We start from the raw sequence: 15,344 nt of genomic DNA, 5'->3' as shown, positions 1-15,344 counted from the left end.
CGACACTTGCCGTCATGCCATCCCCAACTCGCGTTTCACCACCTGCAGCAACTGCTTGGTGTTGATCGGCTTGAGCAGAAAATCCACCACGCTGAGGTGCATTGCGTCGATGGCATCGCGCAAGTGAGCGTCGCCCGACACGATAATGATCGGCATCGCAGCGCGCTCCGAATCCCTGACCTGGCGAATCAGGTCCAGACCGTCGCAAGGGGCCATCCGCAGGTCAGTGATCAACAGCGCTATGGAAGGTCGGGTCTGCAGCAAATGCATGGCGCTGGTCCCGCCCGCCGCCGTGATGCAACTGATGTCATTGAGGCTGAGAATCTCGGCCAGAATTTCCCGGGCATCCTTATCGTCATCGACGATCAACACCCGTTGTGGCGATTGCGATGGAGGCGCCAGCATGACCTCATTGAGGGCATCGCGCTCTTCATCACTCAAAATGTCGTGATCGAACATACCCGTCTCATCTTCCCGTCGACTTCATACTGACAGCGTCATCAGACCGATACGCTGCATCCCTTTGCTGGCTTGCAACCAGACCTACACAGCCGTTACGTGATGCGGTTCTACACCAAGCGAACATCGCACTCCACTGTCGATTGGATGCCTAAGACTTACGTCCAATGGGCACTGCCCGATAAGCGGTTGACCATGGGGCCATAAAAACAAGCGGTATCGGTCATGAGCAAAGCGGACGCTTTCACCCAGGCAGGCAAGACAGCCGTGCTGCAGAACATTCACGGGACCATGCAATTCCTGCAAAAATTCCCGCCGTTCAGCCAGATGGAGCACGCCCACCTCGCCTACCTGGTCGAACAATGCCAGCTGCGTTTCTACGCTACGGATGAGAGCATCATCAAGCCTGGCGATGGGCCAGTAGAGCACTTCTACATCGTCAAGCAAGGTCGCGTTGTCGGAGAGCGCCCGCACTCGGCCAAGGGCGGCACTGAAACCACATTCGAAATCACCACCGGCGAATGTTTTCCATTGGCCGCCCTGTTGGGCGAACGTGCCACCCGGACCGAACACCTTGCAGGTGAAGATACGTTCTGCCTGCAATTGAACAAACAGGCGTTCATCAAGCTGTTTGCGCTTTCCAGTAGCTTCCGCGACTTTGCGCTGCGCGGCGTGAGCAGTCTGCTGGAGCAGGTGAACCAGCAAGTCAAGCAGAAGGCGGTGGAAACACTGGGGACGCAATATTCCCTGAACACGCGGCTGGGTGAACTGGCGATGCGACACCCCGTGACCTGCTCCGCGGACACGCCCCTGCGCGACGCGGTCAAACTGATGGACGAGCAGCAGGTGGGCAGCATCGTGATCGTCGATCAAGCCAAGGCACCCTTGGGCATCTTCACCCTGCGTGATTTACGGCAGGTGGTGGCCGACGTCCACGCCGACTTCGCAGACCCCATCAGCCGCAGCATGATTCAATCGCCTTTCCATCTGAGCCCGGATGCCAGTGCGTTCGACGCGGCCATCGCCATGACCGAACGGCACATCGCCCACGTCTGCCTGGTCAAAGACAACCGCCTGTGCGGCGTGGTCTCCGAGCGTGACCTGTTTTCCCTGCAGCGAGTGGACCTGGTGCACCTGGCACGCACCATTCGCACCGCCCCGCGTATCGATGCACTGAGCAACCTGCGCGGCGATATCGTGCAGTTGGTGGATCGCATGCTGGCCCACGGCGCTTCGTCGACCCAAATCACCCAGATCATCACCTTGCTCAACGATCACATGGTCTGTCGGGTCATCGAGCTGACACTGGAGGAAAAAGGCGACCCCGGTATCCCGTTCAGTTGGCTGTGCTTCGGCAGCGAAGGGCGTCGCGAACAGACCCTGTACACCGATCAAGACAATGGCATTCTTTTCGAAGCCAGGGACGCGGCCCATGCCGCCGAGATTCGCGGCCGTCTGCTGCCAATTGCCGATCGCATTACCCAAGCGCTCGCGCTGTGTGGCTTTGCTTTGTGTAAAGGCGGAATCATGGCCAGCAACCCTGAGCTGTGCCTGTCACGCATTGAGTGGGCGCGTCGCTTCAGCGGCTTCATTCGTGAGGCGACCCCGGAGAACCTGTTGTCGTCCAGCATCTACTTTGACTTGCGGGTGGTCTGGGGCGATGAGAGCGGTGGCGAGCAACTGCGCCAAAGCATTCTGGACCAAGTGGCAGACAACAAGCTGTTTCAGCGCATGATGGCCGACAACGCCCTTCGTCAGCGACCGCCGGTGGGGCGTTTCAAAGACTTCGTGGTAGCCCGTAAAGGCAGCGAAAAAGACACGCTGGACCTCAAGACCCAGGGACTGACCCCGTTCGTCGACGGCGCCCGGCTGTTGGCGCTGGCCAATGGCGTGCCCGCCAACAACACCCTTGAACGCCTGCGCCAACTGGTCGCGAAGGGCGTCATCGATCCGCTGGATGGCGCCGCTTATGAAGAGGCGTATCACTTCATTCAGCAGACCCGAATGCAACAGCACCAGCTACAGGGCCGACAAAACCTGCCGTACTCGAACCGGATCGACCCGGATGTGTTGAACCATCTGGATCGGCGCATCCTCCGTGAATCGTTTCGACAGGCGCAGCGTCTGCAATCCAGCTTGACCTTGCGTTATCAACTTTAAGCGACCGATCGATGAAGCTGTTTCAGTGGTTCAAACACGCCAGGCACAACCCGGCACCCGAGTTGCTCGCCGAACACCTGCTGCGCCTCAGCGAGTTGCCTCAAGCAGCGCCGCTCGGCGACACGTCGCTGCGCGACCAGCGCTGGGTGGTGCTGGATCTGGAAACCAGCGGCCTGAACATGAACCGCGACCAGGTGCTGTCCATTGGCGCCGTGGTGATCGAAGACGGCGCCATTGATCTGGGCCAGCAGTTCGAGCGCACGCTCCTGCGCGCCGATCACAAACTCAGCCCAAGTGTATTGATTCACGGTCTGGGGCCCGATGCGATCGCCGCAGGCAGTGAGCCTGTCGAGGCGCTGCTGGACTTCATGGCATTCGTCGGCGACAGCCCGCTGCTGGCATTTCATGCGCCCTTCGACCAGCACATGCTGGGCCGGGCGCTGAAAGAAAGCCTTGGCTACAAGCTGCAGCATCCATTCTTCGACGTGGCAGACATGGCGCCGCTGTTGTGTCCCCAGGCCTGTGCGCGTCAAGCGGGGCTGGATGACTGGACGGCTTTTTTTGGTTTGCATGCCCAAGAGCGTCACCATGCCAGTGCCGACGCGCTGGTGACCGCCGAACTGGCGCTGATCCTCTTCAGCCATGCGCGAAAGCAGGGAATAAACAGCCCCTTACAGTTGGAGCAATGCCTGGCGAAATGGCGTCGAAGACAGCAGTCGCATTCATTCTGAAGGGCGATGCCGTCATCGTCGGACCGGGGCGCTTTGGCACGTGCGCAACAAGCCGGGCTAGACTGGGAGCAATGGGTACCGTTCCTAAGCACCTTCAGCCGACAGCATCCGTTCCCAATTCCCACAACAATTGCTCGGCTCGTTCCGATAAGCGCCAATTGCCAGCATTCAATCGCTCTGACACAATCGCGAATAATTCTCGTTAGTTACTTTGTTTTCTTCGGTGCCCTTGTGTCGTCATTCCAAAGTCCTCAACATCAGCTCGTCGGAACGCTCTATCGCGATCATCGCAGCTGGTTGCTGGCTTGGCTGAAACGAAACGTCGCTTGCCCGCAACGCGCCGAAGACCTGAGTCAGGACACCTTCACTCGCCTGCTTGGCCGGGAGCGCCTGGAAACTCCCCGCGAACCCCGGGCGTTTCTGTTGCAGGTGGCCAAAGGACTGCTGTTCGACCATTTCCGTCGCGCGGCGCTGGAACAGGCCTACCTGAACGAACTGATGCTGATTCCCGAGGCGGAACAACCGTCGCTGGAGCAGCAACAATTGATCCTCGAAGACCTTAAAACCATCGACCGTTTACTGGGCAAGCTTTCCAGCAAGGCAAGGGCCGCGTTTCTGTACAGTCGGCTGGACGGCCTGAGCCACGCCGAAATCGCACAAATGATCGGGGTCTCCGTTCCCCGCGTGCGCCAGTATCTGGCCCAGGGGACGCGCCAATGCTATGTCGCCCTGTACGGCGAACCGACATGAGCATCAGCACCCGCCCCGTCTCATCCAAAGTGCTCGACGCCGCAATCGCTTGGCAGCTCTGCCTGGACGGAGGACAAGCCAGCGAAGCGGACCGCGAGGAATTCGCCAAATGGTATGCAGCCAGCGACGAGCATGCCCGCGCCTGGAGACAATTGGGGATGCTCGACCAGCGTTTCGCCAGCACCACCGGCCCCGCACGGTCAGCTTTGATCCGCTCGCGCGAAGGTGTCAGCCGGCAGATGCGCAAGCTGGGGCGCGGCGTGGCCGGTATCGCAATCGCCCTGGGGCTGACCCTGGTCCTGGGCGAGCGTTTTGTGCCGATCGACTACTGGCTGGCGGACCAACGAACGGCCACCGGCGAGCAACGTACCATTCGGCTGTCCGACCACACCTTGATCCGACTCAACACCCACAGCGCGCTGGACGTGAAGTTCGATGCCAAGCAGCGTCGGATCATTCTTCAGGCAGGCGAAATTTTCGTCGAGACCGGCAGCCATAACGACCCCAGGCCGTTCATCGTCGAAACAGACGAAGGGCAGATGCGCGCCCTGGGAACGAAATTTCTGGTCAAGCGCCGGGACGACGGCACACTGCTGAGCGTCCTGCAATCGGCCGTGGCCGCGCATCCTCGCGCCACCGGTAACGAAATGATCCTGCACGAAGGCCAGCAGATGCTCATCCAGCGCCACAGCCTGGGCCCGATGGTGGCACTGGAGCCTGGCGCCGATGCCTGGCTGCGCGGGATGTTGGTGGTGGATAACGCCCCCCTCAAGGATGTTATCGCGGAGCTGAGCCGCTACCGGCCCGGCTACCTGAGCGTGGCGCCCAGCGTCGCAGACCTGCGCATCACGGGCAGCTTTCCACTGAACGACACTGACCTGGCGCTCAAGGCGTTGACGCCCACGTTACCCGTGGCCATCGAAGCGCGGACCCACTGGTGGGTGACCGTGATCCCCAGCGACACCCGGGAAACCCGCAAGCTCTAGATTCAAGCGCTAGGCCGAAGTCGCGCGCAAAGCGGCAGCAATCTGTGCTCAAGCGACAGACCTGACCCCACGCGCGCCGGCGATGGAACCGTCATGCAACCGATCGCCCAATCGACCCCGCCCTGTCAGCGGCGGTCAAAAAATACGTCAAAATGTAAATCTAAATTATTTTCGATTCGGCCCTATCACTTTGTCCTTTTCGTTCGGCACATAGGCATTGAGAACCCTTCCACTCAGGAGCCGCCCATGTCTCGCACGCTTCAAACCTATCTGCGCCCGAGCCTGCTGGCCGTCGCTGTCGCCCTCGCTTCGCCCCTGGCAAGCAACCCATTGCTGGCGGCCTCGCAGGCATCGAGCGTTCGTGCCTACAACCTGCCTGCCGCCGCGCTGTCGACCACGCTGACCCAGATCGCCAGCCAGGCCGGTGTGGCCCTTTCGCTGGACCCCGCCTTGGCGGCCGGTCGCACCTCGGCGCCTGTCCAGGGTCAGTTCGACGCACCGGGTGCGATGGCTCAGGCCTTGCGCGGCACCGGCTTGCAGCTGAGTCAGACCACGGCCGGCACCTACAGCCTCGTCGCCGCGCCGGAAGGTGTGATGGCGTTGCCGGAGACCAGCATTCAGGGCCGTCAGGATGGTCTTGAAAGCGCATGGGGGCCTGCCGAGGGCTATGCCGCCACTCGCACCGCAGCCGGTACCAAGACTGACACTGCACTGGCCGAGGCGCCCCGCTCGGTCTCGGTCGCGACCCGTCAGCAAATGCAGGACCGCGCCGTTCAGAACCTCGATGACGCGGTGCGTTACATGCCGGGCGTGGTGGCCAGCAGCTACGGCAGCGACACGCGGGCCGAGTGGCTGAAGATTCGCGGCTTCGAGCCGACCCAGTTTCTCGATGGCCTGCCATTGCCGAAAGGCGCTTACGCAATGCCGAAAATGGAAACCTGGGACTTGGAGCGGGTAGCCGTGCTGCGCGGACCGGCGTCTTCGGTGTATGGCCAGACGCCGCCTGGCGGCCTGGTGGACATGGTCAGTCGTCGTCCGCAGGCCGAAGCCAGCCATGAGGTCCAGGCTCAGGTGGGCAGTTATAACCGCAAGCAAATCAGTTTCGACAGCACGGGCAAGATCGACGATGCCGACACGTTCGAATACCGTGTCAGTGGCGTCGTCCGCGACAGCGGCACCAGCGTCGACCATATCGACGACAAGCGTTACAACATCGCGCCCAGCCTGACCTGGAACATCGATCCAGACACCAAGCTCACGTTCCTGAGCATGTTCACCCGGGACGATACCGGTGCGACCAGTCAATTCCTGCCTCTGCAAGGCACGCGTCTTTCCACGCCCGCGGGCAAGGTCGGCAGCCACGAGAACCTCGGTGATCCGGACTGGGAGTTCTACGACCGGACCTATTATTCGCTGGGCTATGCGTTCGAACACCGCCTCAATGACGTGTGGCAATTCCGCCAAAACCTGCGCTACACCAAGAGCGATCTGTCGTTCCAGACCATCACCTCGGGAGGCAGTGCGTTTGCCGTCCAGGACGATGGCACCTTGAGCCGCGGTGCCAACGTGGTCAACGAGGACATCAGTCAGTTCGCGCTGGACAACAACTTCGAAGCCAACTTCGACACTGGCGTCATCAAGCACACGTTGCTGCTGGGCGCCGATTACCAGCGCATCAACCACAATTACAAATGGCTGTTCGGATCGGCGCCCGATGGCAACATCATCACCCACCCTTATGGTCTCGACTTCAGCAACGTCTCCTATTTCGCATTTCAGAACTACAACCAGAAAACCGATGATTTCGGCGCCTACGTCCAGGATCAAATGGCGCTCGACAATTGGCGCCTGACGCTGGGCGGTCGCCAGGACCTGCTCAAGACCAAAACCAAGTTCTACAACCTGGCCGATGACCGCGACGATCGCACCGACAGTGCCTTCACCGGCAACGCGGCTCTGAGCTACGTCTTCGACTCAGGCTTCACCCCGTATATCTCCTACGCAGAGTCGTTCCAGGCCGAGCAAGGTGGCGCGGCCAACGCCCAGACCGGCCAGAGCAGCGCCTTCAAACCGGGAACCGGCAAGCAATATGAAGCAGGCATCAAGTATCAGCCGCCAGGCACCGACATGCTGTTCACGGCCGCCGCGTATGACCTGACCCGCCGTGACATCGTGCTCAGCGACACCTTCGGCACGTCCCGCCCGTTGGGTGAAGCAAAAGTGCGCGGTTTCGAACTGGAAGCGGTCGGTAACGTCACTGACGAGCTCAAGCTCACAGCGTCCTACACCTACGCCAACAGCAAAATGACCAAGGTCACTGACCCGCGTGACAAGAACCGTCCACTGCCGCTCGCCCCGGAAAACGCTGCCTCGGTATGGGCTGACTACACCTTTCATACCGGGCTGCTGGATGGCTTCGGACTGGGCTTCGGCGCACGCTACATCGGCGAAACCGACAACATCGCGATCGGAAGCCTGGACTTCGTGCGAGACACCGACGACGGGCACAGCTCGTCCTATACGGTTTACGACGCTGCCGTTCATTACGACCTGGGACGCATGAACACTTCGCTCAAAGGCCTGAGCGTGGCGGTCAATGCCAATAACGTGTTCGACAAGGAATACCTATCCACCTGTGACGGTTTCTACTGCTATGCCGGCGACCGCCGCAATGTACTCGCCAGCGTGAACTACAAATGGTAATCGCTTAGAATCCCATTGCTGAAAACAAGGGCCGCTCGCTACAGCGGCCCTTTTTGCTTTCGCTCAACCGGGTACCCGCACCATGAAGAGCCAAACCATCCGCCGCTGGTCATTCATTCACACGTGGAGCAGCCTGATCTGCACGCTGTTTCTGCTGATGCTGGCGATCACCGGTCTGCCGCTGGTGTTCCATCACGAGATCGACCATTTGCTGGGTGATGCCCCGCAAATCAAGGAAATGCCGGCCGATACCCCGCGCATGGACCTTCAGCGATTGGTGAAATCCGCTGAAGCCCATCGTCCCGGCGAGGTCGTCCAGTACTTCGGCTGGGATGAAGACGAACCCAACGGCATGTACGCCTTCATGGGCAAAACGGCGGGCGGCGATCCCAACGATACCCACACGTTCATGCTGGATTCGCGTACTGGGGAAGCGGTCGAAACGCCCTCGGCCAACGGCGGCTTCATGATGGTGATGCTGCGTTTGCATGTCGATATGTACGCCGGGTTGCCCGGAAAGCTGCTGTTGGCGTTCATGGGTTTGCTGTTTGTATTAGCGATTGTTTCCGGAGTGGTGCTATACGCCCCCTTCATGAGACGGCTGGATTTCGCCACCGTGCGCCCGAACAAATCGACGCGCGTGCGCTGGCTCGACCTGCACAACCTGATCGGCGTCGTGACCCTGACCTGGGCCTTCGTCGTGGGGTTGACCGGCGTGCTCAACGCCTGCGCCGATTTGGTCATCGCCCAATGGCGCAATGATGCGCTGGCGGCGATGGTCGCGCCTTACCACGATGCTCCGCCACTGACCGAACGCGCCCCGGCCACCCGCCTGCTGGACATCGCCAAAACTGCCGTGCCCGGCAGTGAACCGTCGTTCATTGCGTTTCCCGGCTCGCGGTTTTCCAGCGAGCACCACTATGCGGTGTTCATGAAGGGCAGCACCCACCTGACGTCGCATCTGCTGACCCCGGTATTGATCGATGCGAAGGACCTGAGCGTCACCGCCATCGTCAGCAGCCCGTGGTACATGGATGCCTTGCTGTTGTCGCAGCCCTTGCACTTCGGCGATTACGGTGGAATGCCCATGAAGATCCTGTGGGGCCTGCTCGACGTACTGACCATCATCGTGCTCGGCAGCGGTCTTTACCTGTGGTGGGTGCGTCGCCGTGCAGCGGCGGGCGCGAATGTCCCTCAAGCGGTGGAGGCGGCATGACTCGACACAAGAAACACCCCGCCTTCTGGAAAACCTTCGGCAACCCGATCTGGATCGCGCTGCTGACTGCCACCGGCCTTTTCGCCGCATTGTTGGGCGATGGCGCCTGGGATGTGCTGTCGTGGCTCGGCATGGGCATTCCGGCGTGGTTGAGTCTGAAGGGGCTTTTGGTTCGGCGCCGGGCCTGATCCGCACCGGATCGGCACAAGGGTGGCTGCCTTGTGAAAAATGGCGTGCGAATCGGGCTCATCCATCCACACGCCATGCCGACACAGTGAAGGACGCCGAGCCGATGACTCGTTTGGTGGCCAGTTTGAAAAGAGGAATGTCAATGTCTGCCCCCAGCATGACGCTGTACTACAGCGCCGCTTCGCCTTTCGCACGCAAAGTAATGCTTCTGCTTCACGAAACCGGCCAGACAGATCGGGTCAGCCTCAAACCAGTCACGGTCACGCCGGTCAGCCCCGACGCGCAAGTCTGTCACGACAATCCCTGCGGCAAGATCCCAGCCCTGCGTCTGGCGGATGACAATGTGATTCACGACAGTCGGGTCATTCTCGATTATCTGGATCACCAGCATGTCGGCAATCCGCTGATACCGCGGGATGGATTCGCGCGCTGGAGACGCCTGACACTGGCCTCGCTGGCGGATGCCATTCTCGACGCGGCGGTGTTGATTCGCTATGAAACCTATCTGCGCCCCGAAGCGAAGCGCTGGACCGACTGGCAGGACAGCCAAGGGGAAAAAATCTTTCGCTCGCTGTCCTATTTCGAAACCGAAGCGGTGACCGAGTTGAGTTCGAACTTCGACATCGCAGCGATCAGCCTCGCCGCCGCCCTGGGCTATCTCGATTTCCGCCAGCCGGACCTGGGTTGGCGCAGCAGCTTCCCACGGCTGGCCAACTGGTTTTACGAGATCAGTGAGCGGCCCTCGATGAAGGAGACGATGCCGCCCGCGTAACGGTCTGCGGTGTCGTCAGCACTCTGGCTTGTCGGCGGTATACCGGCGCGCCGGGTTCACCGCTGCGCCAAACTCGCGCAGGGCCTTGGCGCCGATCAGCAGCGGGTAGTTGAAGTGACTACGGTCCACCAGGTTGACTTCGACGGTGCGCTTGACGTCACCCAAGCACAGCTCCAAGTCCACGACTGGACGCTTGGTCGGGTCGACCGGCTCGTCTTCATCTTCGCCATCCGACCGCCCTTTGATGCGGCTGATGCGCGACACCTTGTGTTCATAGACCTTGTTGTCGGCATCTTTGGTGGCGAGACGGAAGCGCACCCAGTCATCGCCATCACGCTTGAACATTTCGATGTCCTTGGCCGACAGCGAGGCGGTGAGTGCGCCGGTGTCCATCTTCGCCTTGAAGGTTTCACCCAGCTCAGAAACCTGGATGTATTCGTAACGGCCATAAATCGTGGGCTCAGCGGCCATGACGGGCAACGCCAGCAAAGACAGAAGCGCCAGAAGGGATTTCACGTAACCATTTCCTCTCGATGGTGGGACGTTGCATGAGCCCGATTTTAGACCGCAACTTTGCGTAGGGTTCGCTTACAAACAAACATCGTGACCCTACAGGTAATCAAGTGAAACATTTGTCGGCGACAGTCGGATTTGGCTCAGATGCTCAGGCTGCTTATCATTGCCGCCCCACTCCCGACCTTGAGTGATGTATGCGTCATTTGCTCACCGGAATTGCCGTTACCTTGTTGCTGCTGCTCAACACGTTGGTGTTGTTCGGACCTCTGATGGTCTTCGCGCTGCTCAAACTGGTGTTTCAGAGTGAAATGCGCGATCGCTGCTCATGGGCGGTCATGTGGATCGCCGAGACCTGGATCGAGATCAACAAGCTGATTTTCAGGCTGTGCATTCCGACACGCTGGGAGATCAGGGGCGATGAAAATCTGCGCGGCGACACCTCTTATCTGGTCATCAGTAACCACCAGTCGTGGGTGGATATCCCGGCATTGGTGCAGGCGCTCAACCGCCGCACGCCGTTCTTCAAATTCTTTCTCAAAAAAGAGCTGATCTGGGTGCCGTTTCTGGGGCTGGCGTGGTGGGCCCTGGATTACCCGTTCATGAAGCGCTACAGCAAGGCCTTCCTGGCCAAACACCCGGAGCTCAAAGGGCAGGATCTGGAAATCACCCGCCAGGCCTGCGAACTGTACAAACGCCAACCCGTGACCGTGGTGAACTACCTCGAAGGCACCCGTTTCACGCCCGCGAAGCATGCCGAGCAGAAATCGCCCTATCGCTACCTACTCAAGCCCAAGGCCGGTGGCGTCGCCTTCGTGCTGGCTGCCATGGGTGAACAACTGGATGCCATCCTGGACGTGACCGTGGTGTACCCGCAGCCACACATCCCAGGCTTCTGGGAGTTGATCTCCGGCCAGGTGCCCCGGGTGATCGTCGACATCGAGACCCGCGTACTCGAACCCGCGTTATGGCAAGGCGACTACGAGAACGATCCGGTATTTCGTGAGTATGTGCAGGAATGGGTCAATCAACTGTGGATCGAGAAGGATGAGCGCATCGCGGCGCTGAGGGAAGACGGCTCGCGCTCCTGACGCGGTGCAAGGCCTCCAAAGGGGGCCTGTGCGCGGCTATCTCAGAGCCGCCGAGGTCTTCGTCGACGGGCCTGAGATGTCACCGGAAAGCTTGCCCGGCAGGGTTGCCAATGGCTTCGTAGTTATTTCGCGCCCCAGACTCCACTCAGCGCCGACAGGGCCGATCCACTGGCACCTTGCTGCCCGAGGTACTGCAGGATCACCGGGACAAACTGGCTGACCATCCCACTGTCCATGCCCAGCGCGCTGAACGCCTTGTTCACGTCGCCCATGCTCTGCACGTTGCCCAGCGCATTGTTGACCGCCGATTGGCTTCCCGCATTGCCGAGCATGCCACTCAGCCCTCCCAAGCTGCCGAGGGCGGAGGTGCCGGACAGCTGATCAAGCCCGGGGACCGATTGACTCAGCTGTGAGAAGTCATTGCTGGAAAGCTTGTTCTTGGCCAGCCCCAGGAGTGCGCCGGTGCCACCCACCGCCTGTTGCGGCGTCACGTTCAATTGGCTACCCAGTGCGTTGAGCAGGCCAGCGGCTTCCGGTGCGGTCGTGGCTTTCTGCTGACCACCGGTGGCATTGGAAACGGCATTGGCCGCGTCATTCAGATTGAAAGCGAATACCGGGCTGGTCGCCAGCGCCATCAATGCCGCCAGCGAGACACCGCGCGCGACTCTCATCGAAACCTTCATTGCATTCACCTCACTTTCCAGGAAACCCTGCCACCGAGAAGAATGGCATGGCCGGATAAACACGCGTTGGACCATGACCCGGAAGGAAGTTCAAACGGTCACGCGACTGGCATGGGTCGCGCGCGACAGCGCCAGTCACCGAGTATCGAGCAACCAAGTGCTTGGTCCACATTGCGCAATAAGCAATCTGGTGGTTACTTCCAATCGATAGCAAAACTGTCATTTCTGACAGTATGCGGAAATAAACGACCTTCGCAGAATGACTACTTCAATGACCCCAAGGAAAACTCATTATGCGAAACGGACTCATGATCGTGCTAACGAGCTTGTGCATCGTCAGCTACTCCTACGCAGATGTTTCTGTCTGCCCAAAAACTTCAGACATAAAGGCTTCTGCCTTCACATCCCCCGACACGCCGGCGCCTTACAACGAAGGCTTCAAATATGAGGCGCCCGCCTCTGGCGGTAAAAAGTGGGAAGGTGAAACGATGGCCACCAGCGATACGTTTCTGGAGCCAAAATACGAGTTGAAACCTCTGTCCGTGGAGGAACAACCTGCAAAAACCATTTGCAGCTATGGCGGTAAGACGATTGAGCAGAATGGCGAAAAGTCCACGCCTTACCTGAAGATGACACTGGCAAAATAAATAAAAAAGGCGACTCACAGGTCGCCTTTTTTATGACAGACAAATGGTTTACGCCGCGCTGAACATCTTGTGCGGGTCGATCACGAATTTTTTCGGCACGCCTGCATCGAACTCGCCGTAACCGCGTGGTGCATCGTCCAGGCTGATGACCTGTACGCCCACCACTTCGGCGATATTGATGCGGTCCCACATGATGGCTTGCATCAAGGCGCGGTTGTATTTCATGACCGGGGTCTGGCCGGTGTGGAAGCTGTGGGATTTCGCCCAGCCCAGGCCAAAGCGCACGCTCAGCGCACCGACCTTGGCCGCAGCGTCCACGGCGCCTGGATCCTCGGTCACATACAGCCCAGGAATACCGATCTTGCCGGCCACTCGGGTCACCTGCATCAGCGAGTTGAGCACGGTGGCCGGGGCCTCATGCTTGGCACCTTCATGACCATGGCCACGGGCTTCAAAACCCACCGCATCGACAGCGCAATCCACTTCGGGCTCGCCCAGGATTTCGACGATCTGCTCATGCAATGGCGTGTCCTTCGACAAGTCGACCACTTCAAAACCCTGTGCCTTGGCGTGAGCCAGACGCGCCGGGTTGAGGTCACCCACGATGACGACGGCAGCGCCCAGCAGGCGAGCCGACGCCGCCGCGGCCAGACCGACCGGGCCAGCACCGGCCACATAAACGGTGCTACCGGGGCCGACGCCAGCCGTCACCGCACCGTGGTAACCGGTGGGCAGAATGTCGGACAGGCAGGTCAGGTCACGGATCTTTTCCATGGCCTTGTCACGATTTGGCAGTTTGAGGAGGTTGAAGTCGGCGTAAGGCACCAGCACGTACTCGGCCTGGCCACCGGTCCAGTCGCCCATGTCGACGTAACCATAAGCGCCACCGGCACGGGCCGGATTGACGGTCAGGCAGACGCCAGTGTGTTGTTCCTTGCAAGACCGGCAGCGGCCGCACGCCACGTTGAACGGCACGGACACCAGATCACCGATTTTCAGGTTTTCGACGTCGCTGCCCTTCTCGACCACTTCGCCGGTGATCTCATGGCCCAGCACCAGGCCGACTTGAGCAGTGGTACGACCGCGAACCATGTGCTGGTCCGAGCCGCAGATATTAGTGGATACCACGCGCAGGATGACACCGTGCTCGATCTTCTTCCCGCGCGGGTCTTGCATTTTGGGATAGTCGATCTTCTGTACTTCGACCTTGCCTGCGCCGAGATACACCACACCACGATTACCAGACATGCTTTTCACCTCGCTAAATTGTTTTTATGGATACAGCTGTGTAGCGGAGAAATGCGTTGCTTGGGTGTTGCCGCAACGCAATGGTTGCTCTGGGTATTTCGTTAGATTTTGATCGCCTGTAGGAGCGCGCTTGCCCGCGACGGCGTCCTACCGATGTTTGTTGATCGTATTGATCGTTCCCACGCTCTGCGTGGGAATGCCGCTCAGGACGTTCTGCGTCCTTCACATGGGACGCAGAGCGTCCCGGGATGCGTTCCCACGCGGAGCGTGGGAACGATCATCGCTCCTACCGTTTACAGCACCACTGTGCGATTGGCGTTGAGGAACACCCGACGCTCAATGTGATACCCCACCGCTCGCGCCAGGGTCAGACATTCGATGTCGCGGCCTTTGGCGATCAGGTCTTCAGGGTAATGACTGTGATCCACCACCTCGACGCCCTGAGCGATGATCGGACCTTCGTCCAGGTCGTTGTTGATGTAATGCGCCGTCGCGCCCACCAGCTTCACGCCCTTGTTATAAGCCTGGTGATAGGGTTTGGCGCCTTTGAAGCCCGGTAAGAGTGAGTGGTGAATATTGATGGCCTTGCCGTCGAGCTTGCGGCACAACTCCGGTGAGAGCACCTGCATGTAGCGGGCGAGGATCACCAATTCAGCGCCAGACGACTCGATCACCTGCCAGACCTTGGCTTCCTGCGCCGGCTTGTCGTTCGGATCGAGCGGGAAGTGGTAATAGGGGATGTCGTGCCAGCGCGCCAAGGGTTCCAGATCCGGATGGTTGGAAACCACCGCGACCACGTCCATCGACAGTTGGTTGATGCGCTGGCGGTACAGCAGGTCGTTGAGGCAGTGGTCCGCCTTGGAGACCATGATCACCACTTTGGGCCGATAATTCGGCGCCGTCAGCTCGAAGTTCATGCCAAAGGCATTGGCGCGCTCGCTCAAGCCCGAGCGGAACGACGCCTCATCGAGGCCGTCCGGCTGACGGAATTCGACGCGAATGAAAAAGCGGCTGGAGAGCCGATCATCGAACGAATGGTGCTCGGTGACGTAGCAACCCTGCTCGAACAGAAAGCGCGTCACCGCATCCACCGTGCCCAGCACACTGGGGCAGTCGGCGGTCAGAATCCAGGTATCGGGGGCGCGGCTCATACTTTCTCCTCAATCGCGGATCGTTCCCACGCTCTGCGTGGGAAT

General features: G+C 59.9%; 15 protein-coding genes. 10 read left to right on the top strand and 5 right to left on the bottom strand.

From position 1 onward, the window contains the following. Nucleotides 1-12 precede the first annotated feature (12 nt). On the bottom strand, nucleotides 13-459 hold the full coding sequence (locus N5D61_RS13600) for a response regulator (protein WP_108237766.1): 447 nt from the start codon (nucleotides 457-459) through the stop codon (nucleotides 13-15). 225 nt (nucleotides 460-684) lie between these two features. Here N5D61_RS13600 and N5D61_RS13595 point away from each other — a divergent pair, with 225 nt between their 5' ends. From N5D61_RS13595 to N5D61_RS13560, 8 genes are all read left to right on the top strand, one after another. Next, the gene (locus tag N5D61_RS13595) at nucleotides 685-2,619 is read left to right on the top strand and encodes a putative nucleotidyltransferase substrate binding domain-containing protein (RefSeq protein WP_108237765.1); all 1,935 of its coding nucleotides are present in this window, start codon (nucleotides 685-687) and stop codon (nucleotides 2,617-2,619) included. Nucleotides 2,620-2,630: 11 nt separating this feature from the next. Further along, a complete protein-coding gene (locus N5D61_RS13590) occupies nucleotides 2,631-3,350 on the top strand; it encodes a 3'-5' exonuclease (RefSeq protein WP_108237764.1) in 720 nt (239 codons plus the stop codon). Between the two features lie 231 nt (nucleotides 3,351-3,581). Continuing rightward, nucleotides 3,582-4,100 (top strand): RNA polymerase sigma factor, encoded by a 519-nt coding sequence (locus N5D61_RS13585; protein ID WP_279893220.1) that lies wholly within the window; start codon nucleotides 3,582-3,584, stop codon nucleotides 4,098-4,100. Continuing rightward, on the top strand, nucleotides 4,097-5,086 hold the full coding sequence (locus N5D61_RS13580) for a FecR family protein (protein WP_279893219.1): 990 nt from the start codon (nucleotides 4,097-4,099) through the stop codon (nucleotides 5,084-5,086). Before N5D61_RS13585 ends, N5D61_RS13580 begins: the two co-directional genes overlap by 4 nt. A 246-nt stretch (nucleotides 5,087-5,332) precedes the next feature. Then, the gene (locus N5D61_RS13575) at nucleotides 5,333-7,789 is read left to right on the top strand and encodes a TonB-dependent siderophore receptor (RefSeq protein ID WP_279893217.1); all 2,457 of its coding nucleotides are present in this window, start codon (nucleotides 5,333-5,335) and stop codon (nucleotides 7,787-7,789) included. A gap of 82 nt (nucleotides 7,790-7,871) precedes the next feature. Further along, on the top strand, nucleotides 7,872-9,005 hold the full coding sequence (locus N5D61_RS13570) for a PepSY-associated TM helix domain-containing protein (protein ID WP_279893216.1): 1,134 nt from the start codon (nucleotides 7,872-7,874) through the stop codon (nucleotides 9,003-9,005). Beyond that, nucleotides 9,002-9,193, top strand: coding sequence for a hypothetical protein (locus N5D61_RS13565; RefSeq protein WP_108237759.1), 192 nt, complete (start codon nucleotides 9,002-9,004; stop codon nucleotides 9,191-9,193). Before N5D61_RS13570 ends, N5D61_RS13565 begins: the two co-directional genes overlap by 4 nt. A 143-nt stretch (nucleotides 9,194-9,336) precedes the next feature. Then, nucleotides 9,337-9,966 (top strand): glutathione S-transferase, encoded by a 630-nt coding sequence (locus N5D61_RS13560; protein WP_108237758.1) that lies wholly within the window; start codon nucleotides 9,337-9,339, stop codon nucleotides 9,964-9,966. Nucleotides 9,967-9,981: 15 nt separating this feature from the next. Here N5D61_RS13560 and N5D61_RS13555 read toward each other — a convergent pair whose 3' ends face one another. Beyond that, a complete protein-coding gene (locus N5D61_RS13555; RefSeq protein ID WP_279893215.1) occupies nucleotides 9,982-10,482 on the bottom strand; it encodes an ATP-dependent zinc protease in 501 nt (166 codons plus the stop codon). Nucleotides 10,483-10,676: 194 nt separating this feature from the next. Here N5D61_RS13555 and N5D61_RS13550 point away from each other — a divergent pair, with 194 nt between their 5' ends. After that, nucleotides 10,677-11,570: an acyltransferase gene (locus tag N5D61_RS13550; RefSeq protein ID WP_279893214.1), complete on the top strand. Its 894-nt coding sequence runs from the start codon at nucleotides 10,677-10,679 to the stop codon at nucleotides 11,568-11,570. A gap of 122 nt (nucleotides 11,571-11,692) precedes the next feature. On the opposite strand, the gene N5D61_RS13545 is transcribed toward N5D61_RS13550, so the two are convergent. Further along, nucleotides 11,693-12,241 (bottom strand): DUF2780 domain-containing protein, encoded by a 549-nt coding sequence (locus N5D61_RS13545; protein ID WP_279893213.1) that lies wholly within the window; start codon nucleotides 12,239-12,241, stop codon nucleotides 11,693-11,695. A 305-nt stretch (nucleotides 12,242-12,546) separates the two neighbouring features. Here N5D61_RS13545 and N5D61_RS13540 point away from each other — a divergent pair, with 305 nt between their 5' ends. Further along, on the top strand, nucleotides 12,547-12,900 hold the full coding sequence (locus N5D61_RS13540) for a hypothetical protein (protein WP_279893212.1): 354 nt from the start codon (nucleotides 12,547-12,549) through the stop codon (nucleotides 12,898-12,900). 48 nt (nucleotides 12,901-12,948) lie between these two features. On the opposite strand, the gene fdhA is transcribed toward N5D61_RS13540, so the two are convergent. Beyond that, a complete protein-coding gene (fdhA, locus tag N5D61_RS13535) occupies nucleotides 12,949-14,148 on the bottom strand; it encodes a formaldehyde dehydrogenase, glutathione-independent (RefSeq protein ID WP_108237753.1) in 1,200 nt (399 codons plus the stop codon). A 293-nt stretch (nucleotides 14,149-14,441) separates the two neighbouring features. Continuing rightward, nucleotides 14,442-15,299 carry a formyltetrahydrofolate deformylase gene (purU, locus tag N5D61_RS13530; protein ID WP_108237752.1) on the bottom strand — a complete coding sequence of 286 codons (858 nt, stop codon included), beginning with the start codon at nucleotides 15,297-15,299 and terminating at the stop codon, nucleotides 14,442-14,444. Nucleotides 15,300-15,344 lie beyond the last annotated feature (45 nt).

This window comes from Pseudomonas sp. GD03842, from assembly GCF_029841165.1.
In the GTDB taxonomy this organism is placed as follows: Bacteria; Pseudomonadota; Gammaproteobacteria; order Pseudomonadales; family Pseudomonadaceae; genus Aquipseudomonas.
The sequence above is the reverse complement of the archived record's forward strand: the minus strand, read 5'-3'. Positions and strand labels throughout refer to the sequence as shown.

Bases quoted from the DNA above. Each gene is read 5' to 3' on its own strand.
- N5D61_RS13560 (WP_108237758.1), top strand. From the start codon at position 9,337: ATGTCTGCCCCCAGCATGACGCTGTACTACAGCGCCGCTTCGCCTTTC.
- N5D61_RS13545 (WP_279893213.1), bottom strand. From the start codon at position 12,241: ATGAGAGTCGCGCGCGGTGTCTCGCTGGCGGCATTGATGGCGCTGGCG.
- N5D61_RS13595 (WP_108237765.1), top strand. From the start codon at position 685: ATGAGCAAAGCGGACGCTTTCACCCAGGCAGGCAAGACAGCCGTGCTG.
- N5D61_RS13580 (WP_279893219.1), top strand. From the start codon at position 4,097: ATGAGCATCAGCACCCGCCCCGTCTCATCCAAAGTGCTCGACGCCGCA.
- fdhA (WP_108237753.1), bottom strand. From the start codon at position 14,148: ATGTCTGGTAATCGTGGTGTGGTGTATCTCGGCGCAGGCAAGGTCGAA.
- N5D61_RS13590 (WP_108237764.1), top strand. From the start codon at position 2,631: ATGAAGCTGTTTCAGTGGTTCAAACACGCCAGGCACAACCCGGCACCC.
- purU (WP_108237752.1), bottom strand. From the start codon at position 15,299: ATGAGCCGCGCCCCCGATACCTGGATTCTGACCGCCGACTGCCCCAGT.
- N5D61_RS13575 (WP_279893217.1), top strand. From the start codon at position 5,333: ATGTCTCGCACGCTTCAAACCTATCTGCGCCCGAGCCTGCTGGCCGTC.
- N5D61_RS13600 (WP_108237766.1), bottom strand. From the start codon at position 459: ATGTTCGATCACGACATTTTGAGTGATGAAGAGCGCGATGCCCTCAAT.
- N5D61_RS13550 (WP_279893214.1), top strand. From the start codon at position 10,677: ATGCGTCATTTGCTCACCGGAATTGCCGTTACCTTGTTGCTGCTGCTC.
- N5D61_RS13570 (WP_279893216.1), top strand. From the start codon at position 7,872: ATGAAGAGCCAAACCATCCGCCGCTGGTCATTCATTCACACGTGGAGC.
- N5D61_RS13540 (WP_279893212.1), top strand. From the start codon at position 12,547: ATGCGAAACGGACTCATGATCGTGCTAACGAGCTTGTGCATCGTCAGC.
- N5D61_RS13565 (WP_108237759.1), top strand. From the start codon at position 9,002: ATGACTCGACACAAGAAACACCCCGCCTTCTGGAAAACCTTCGGCAAC.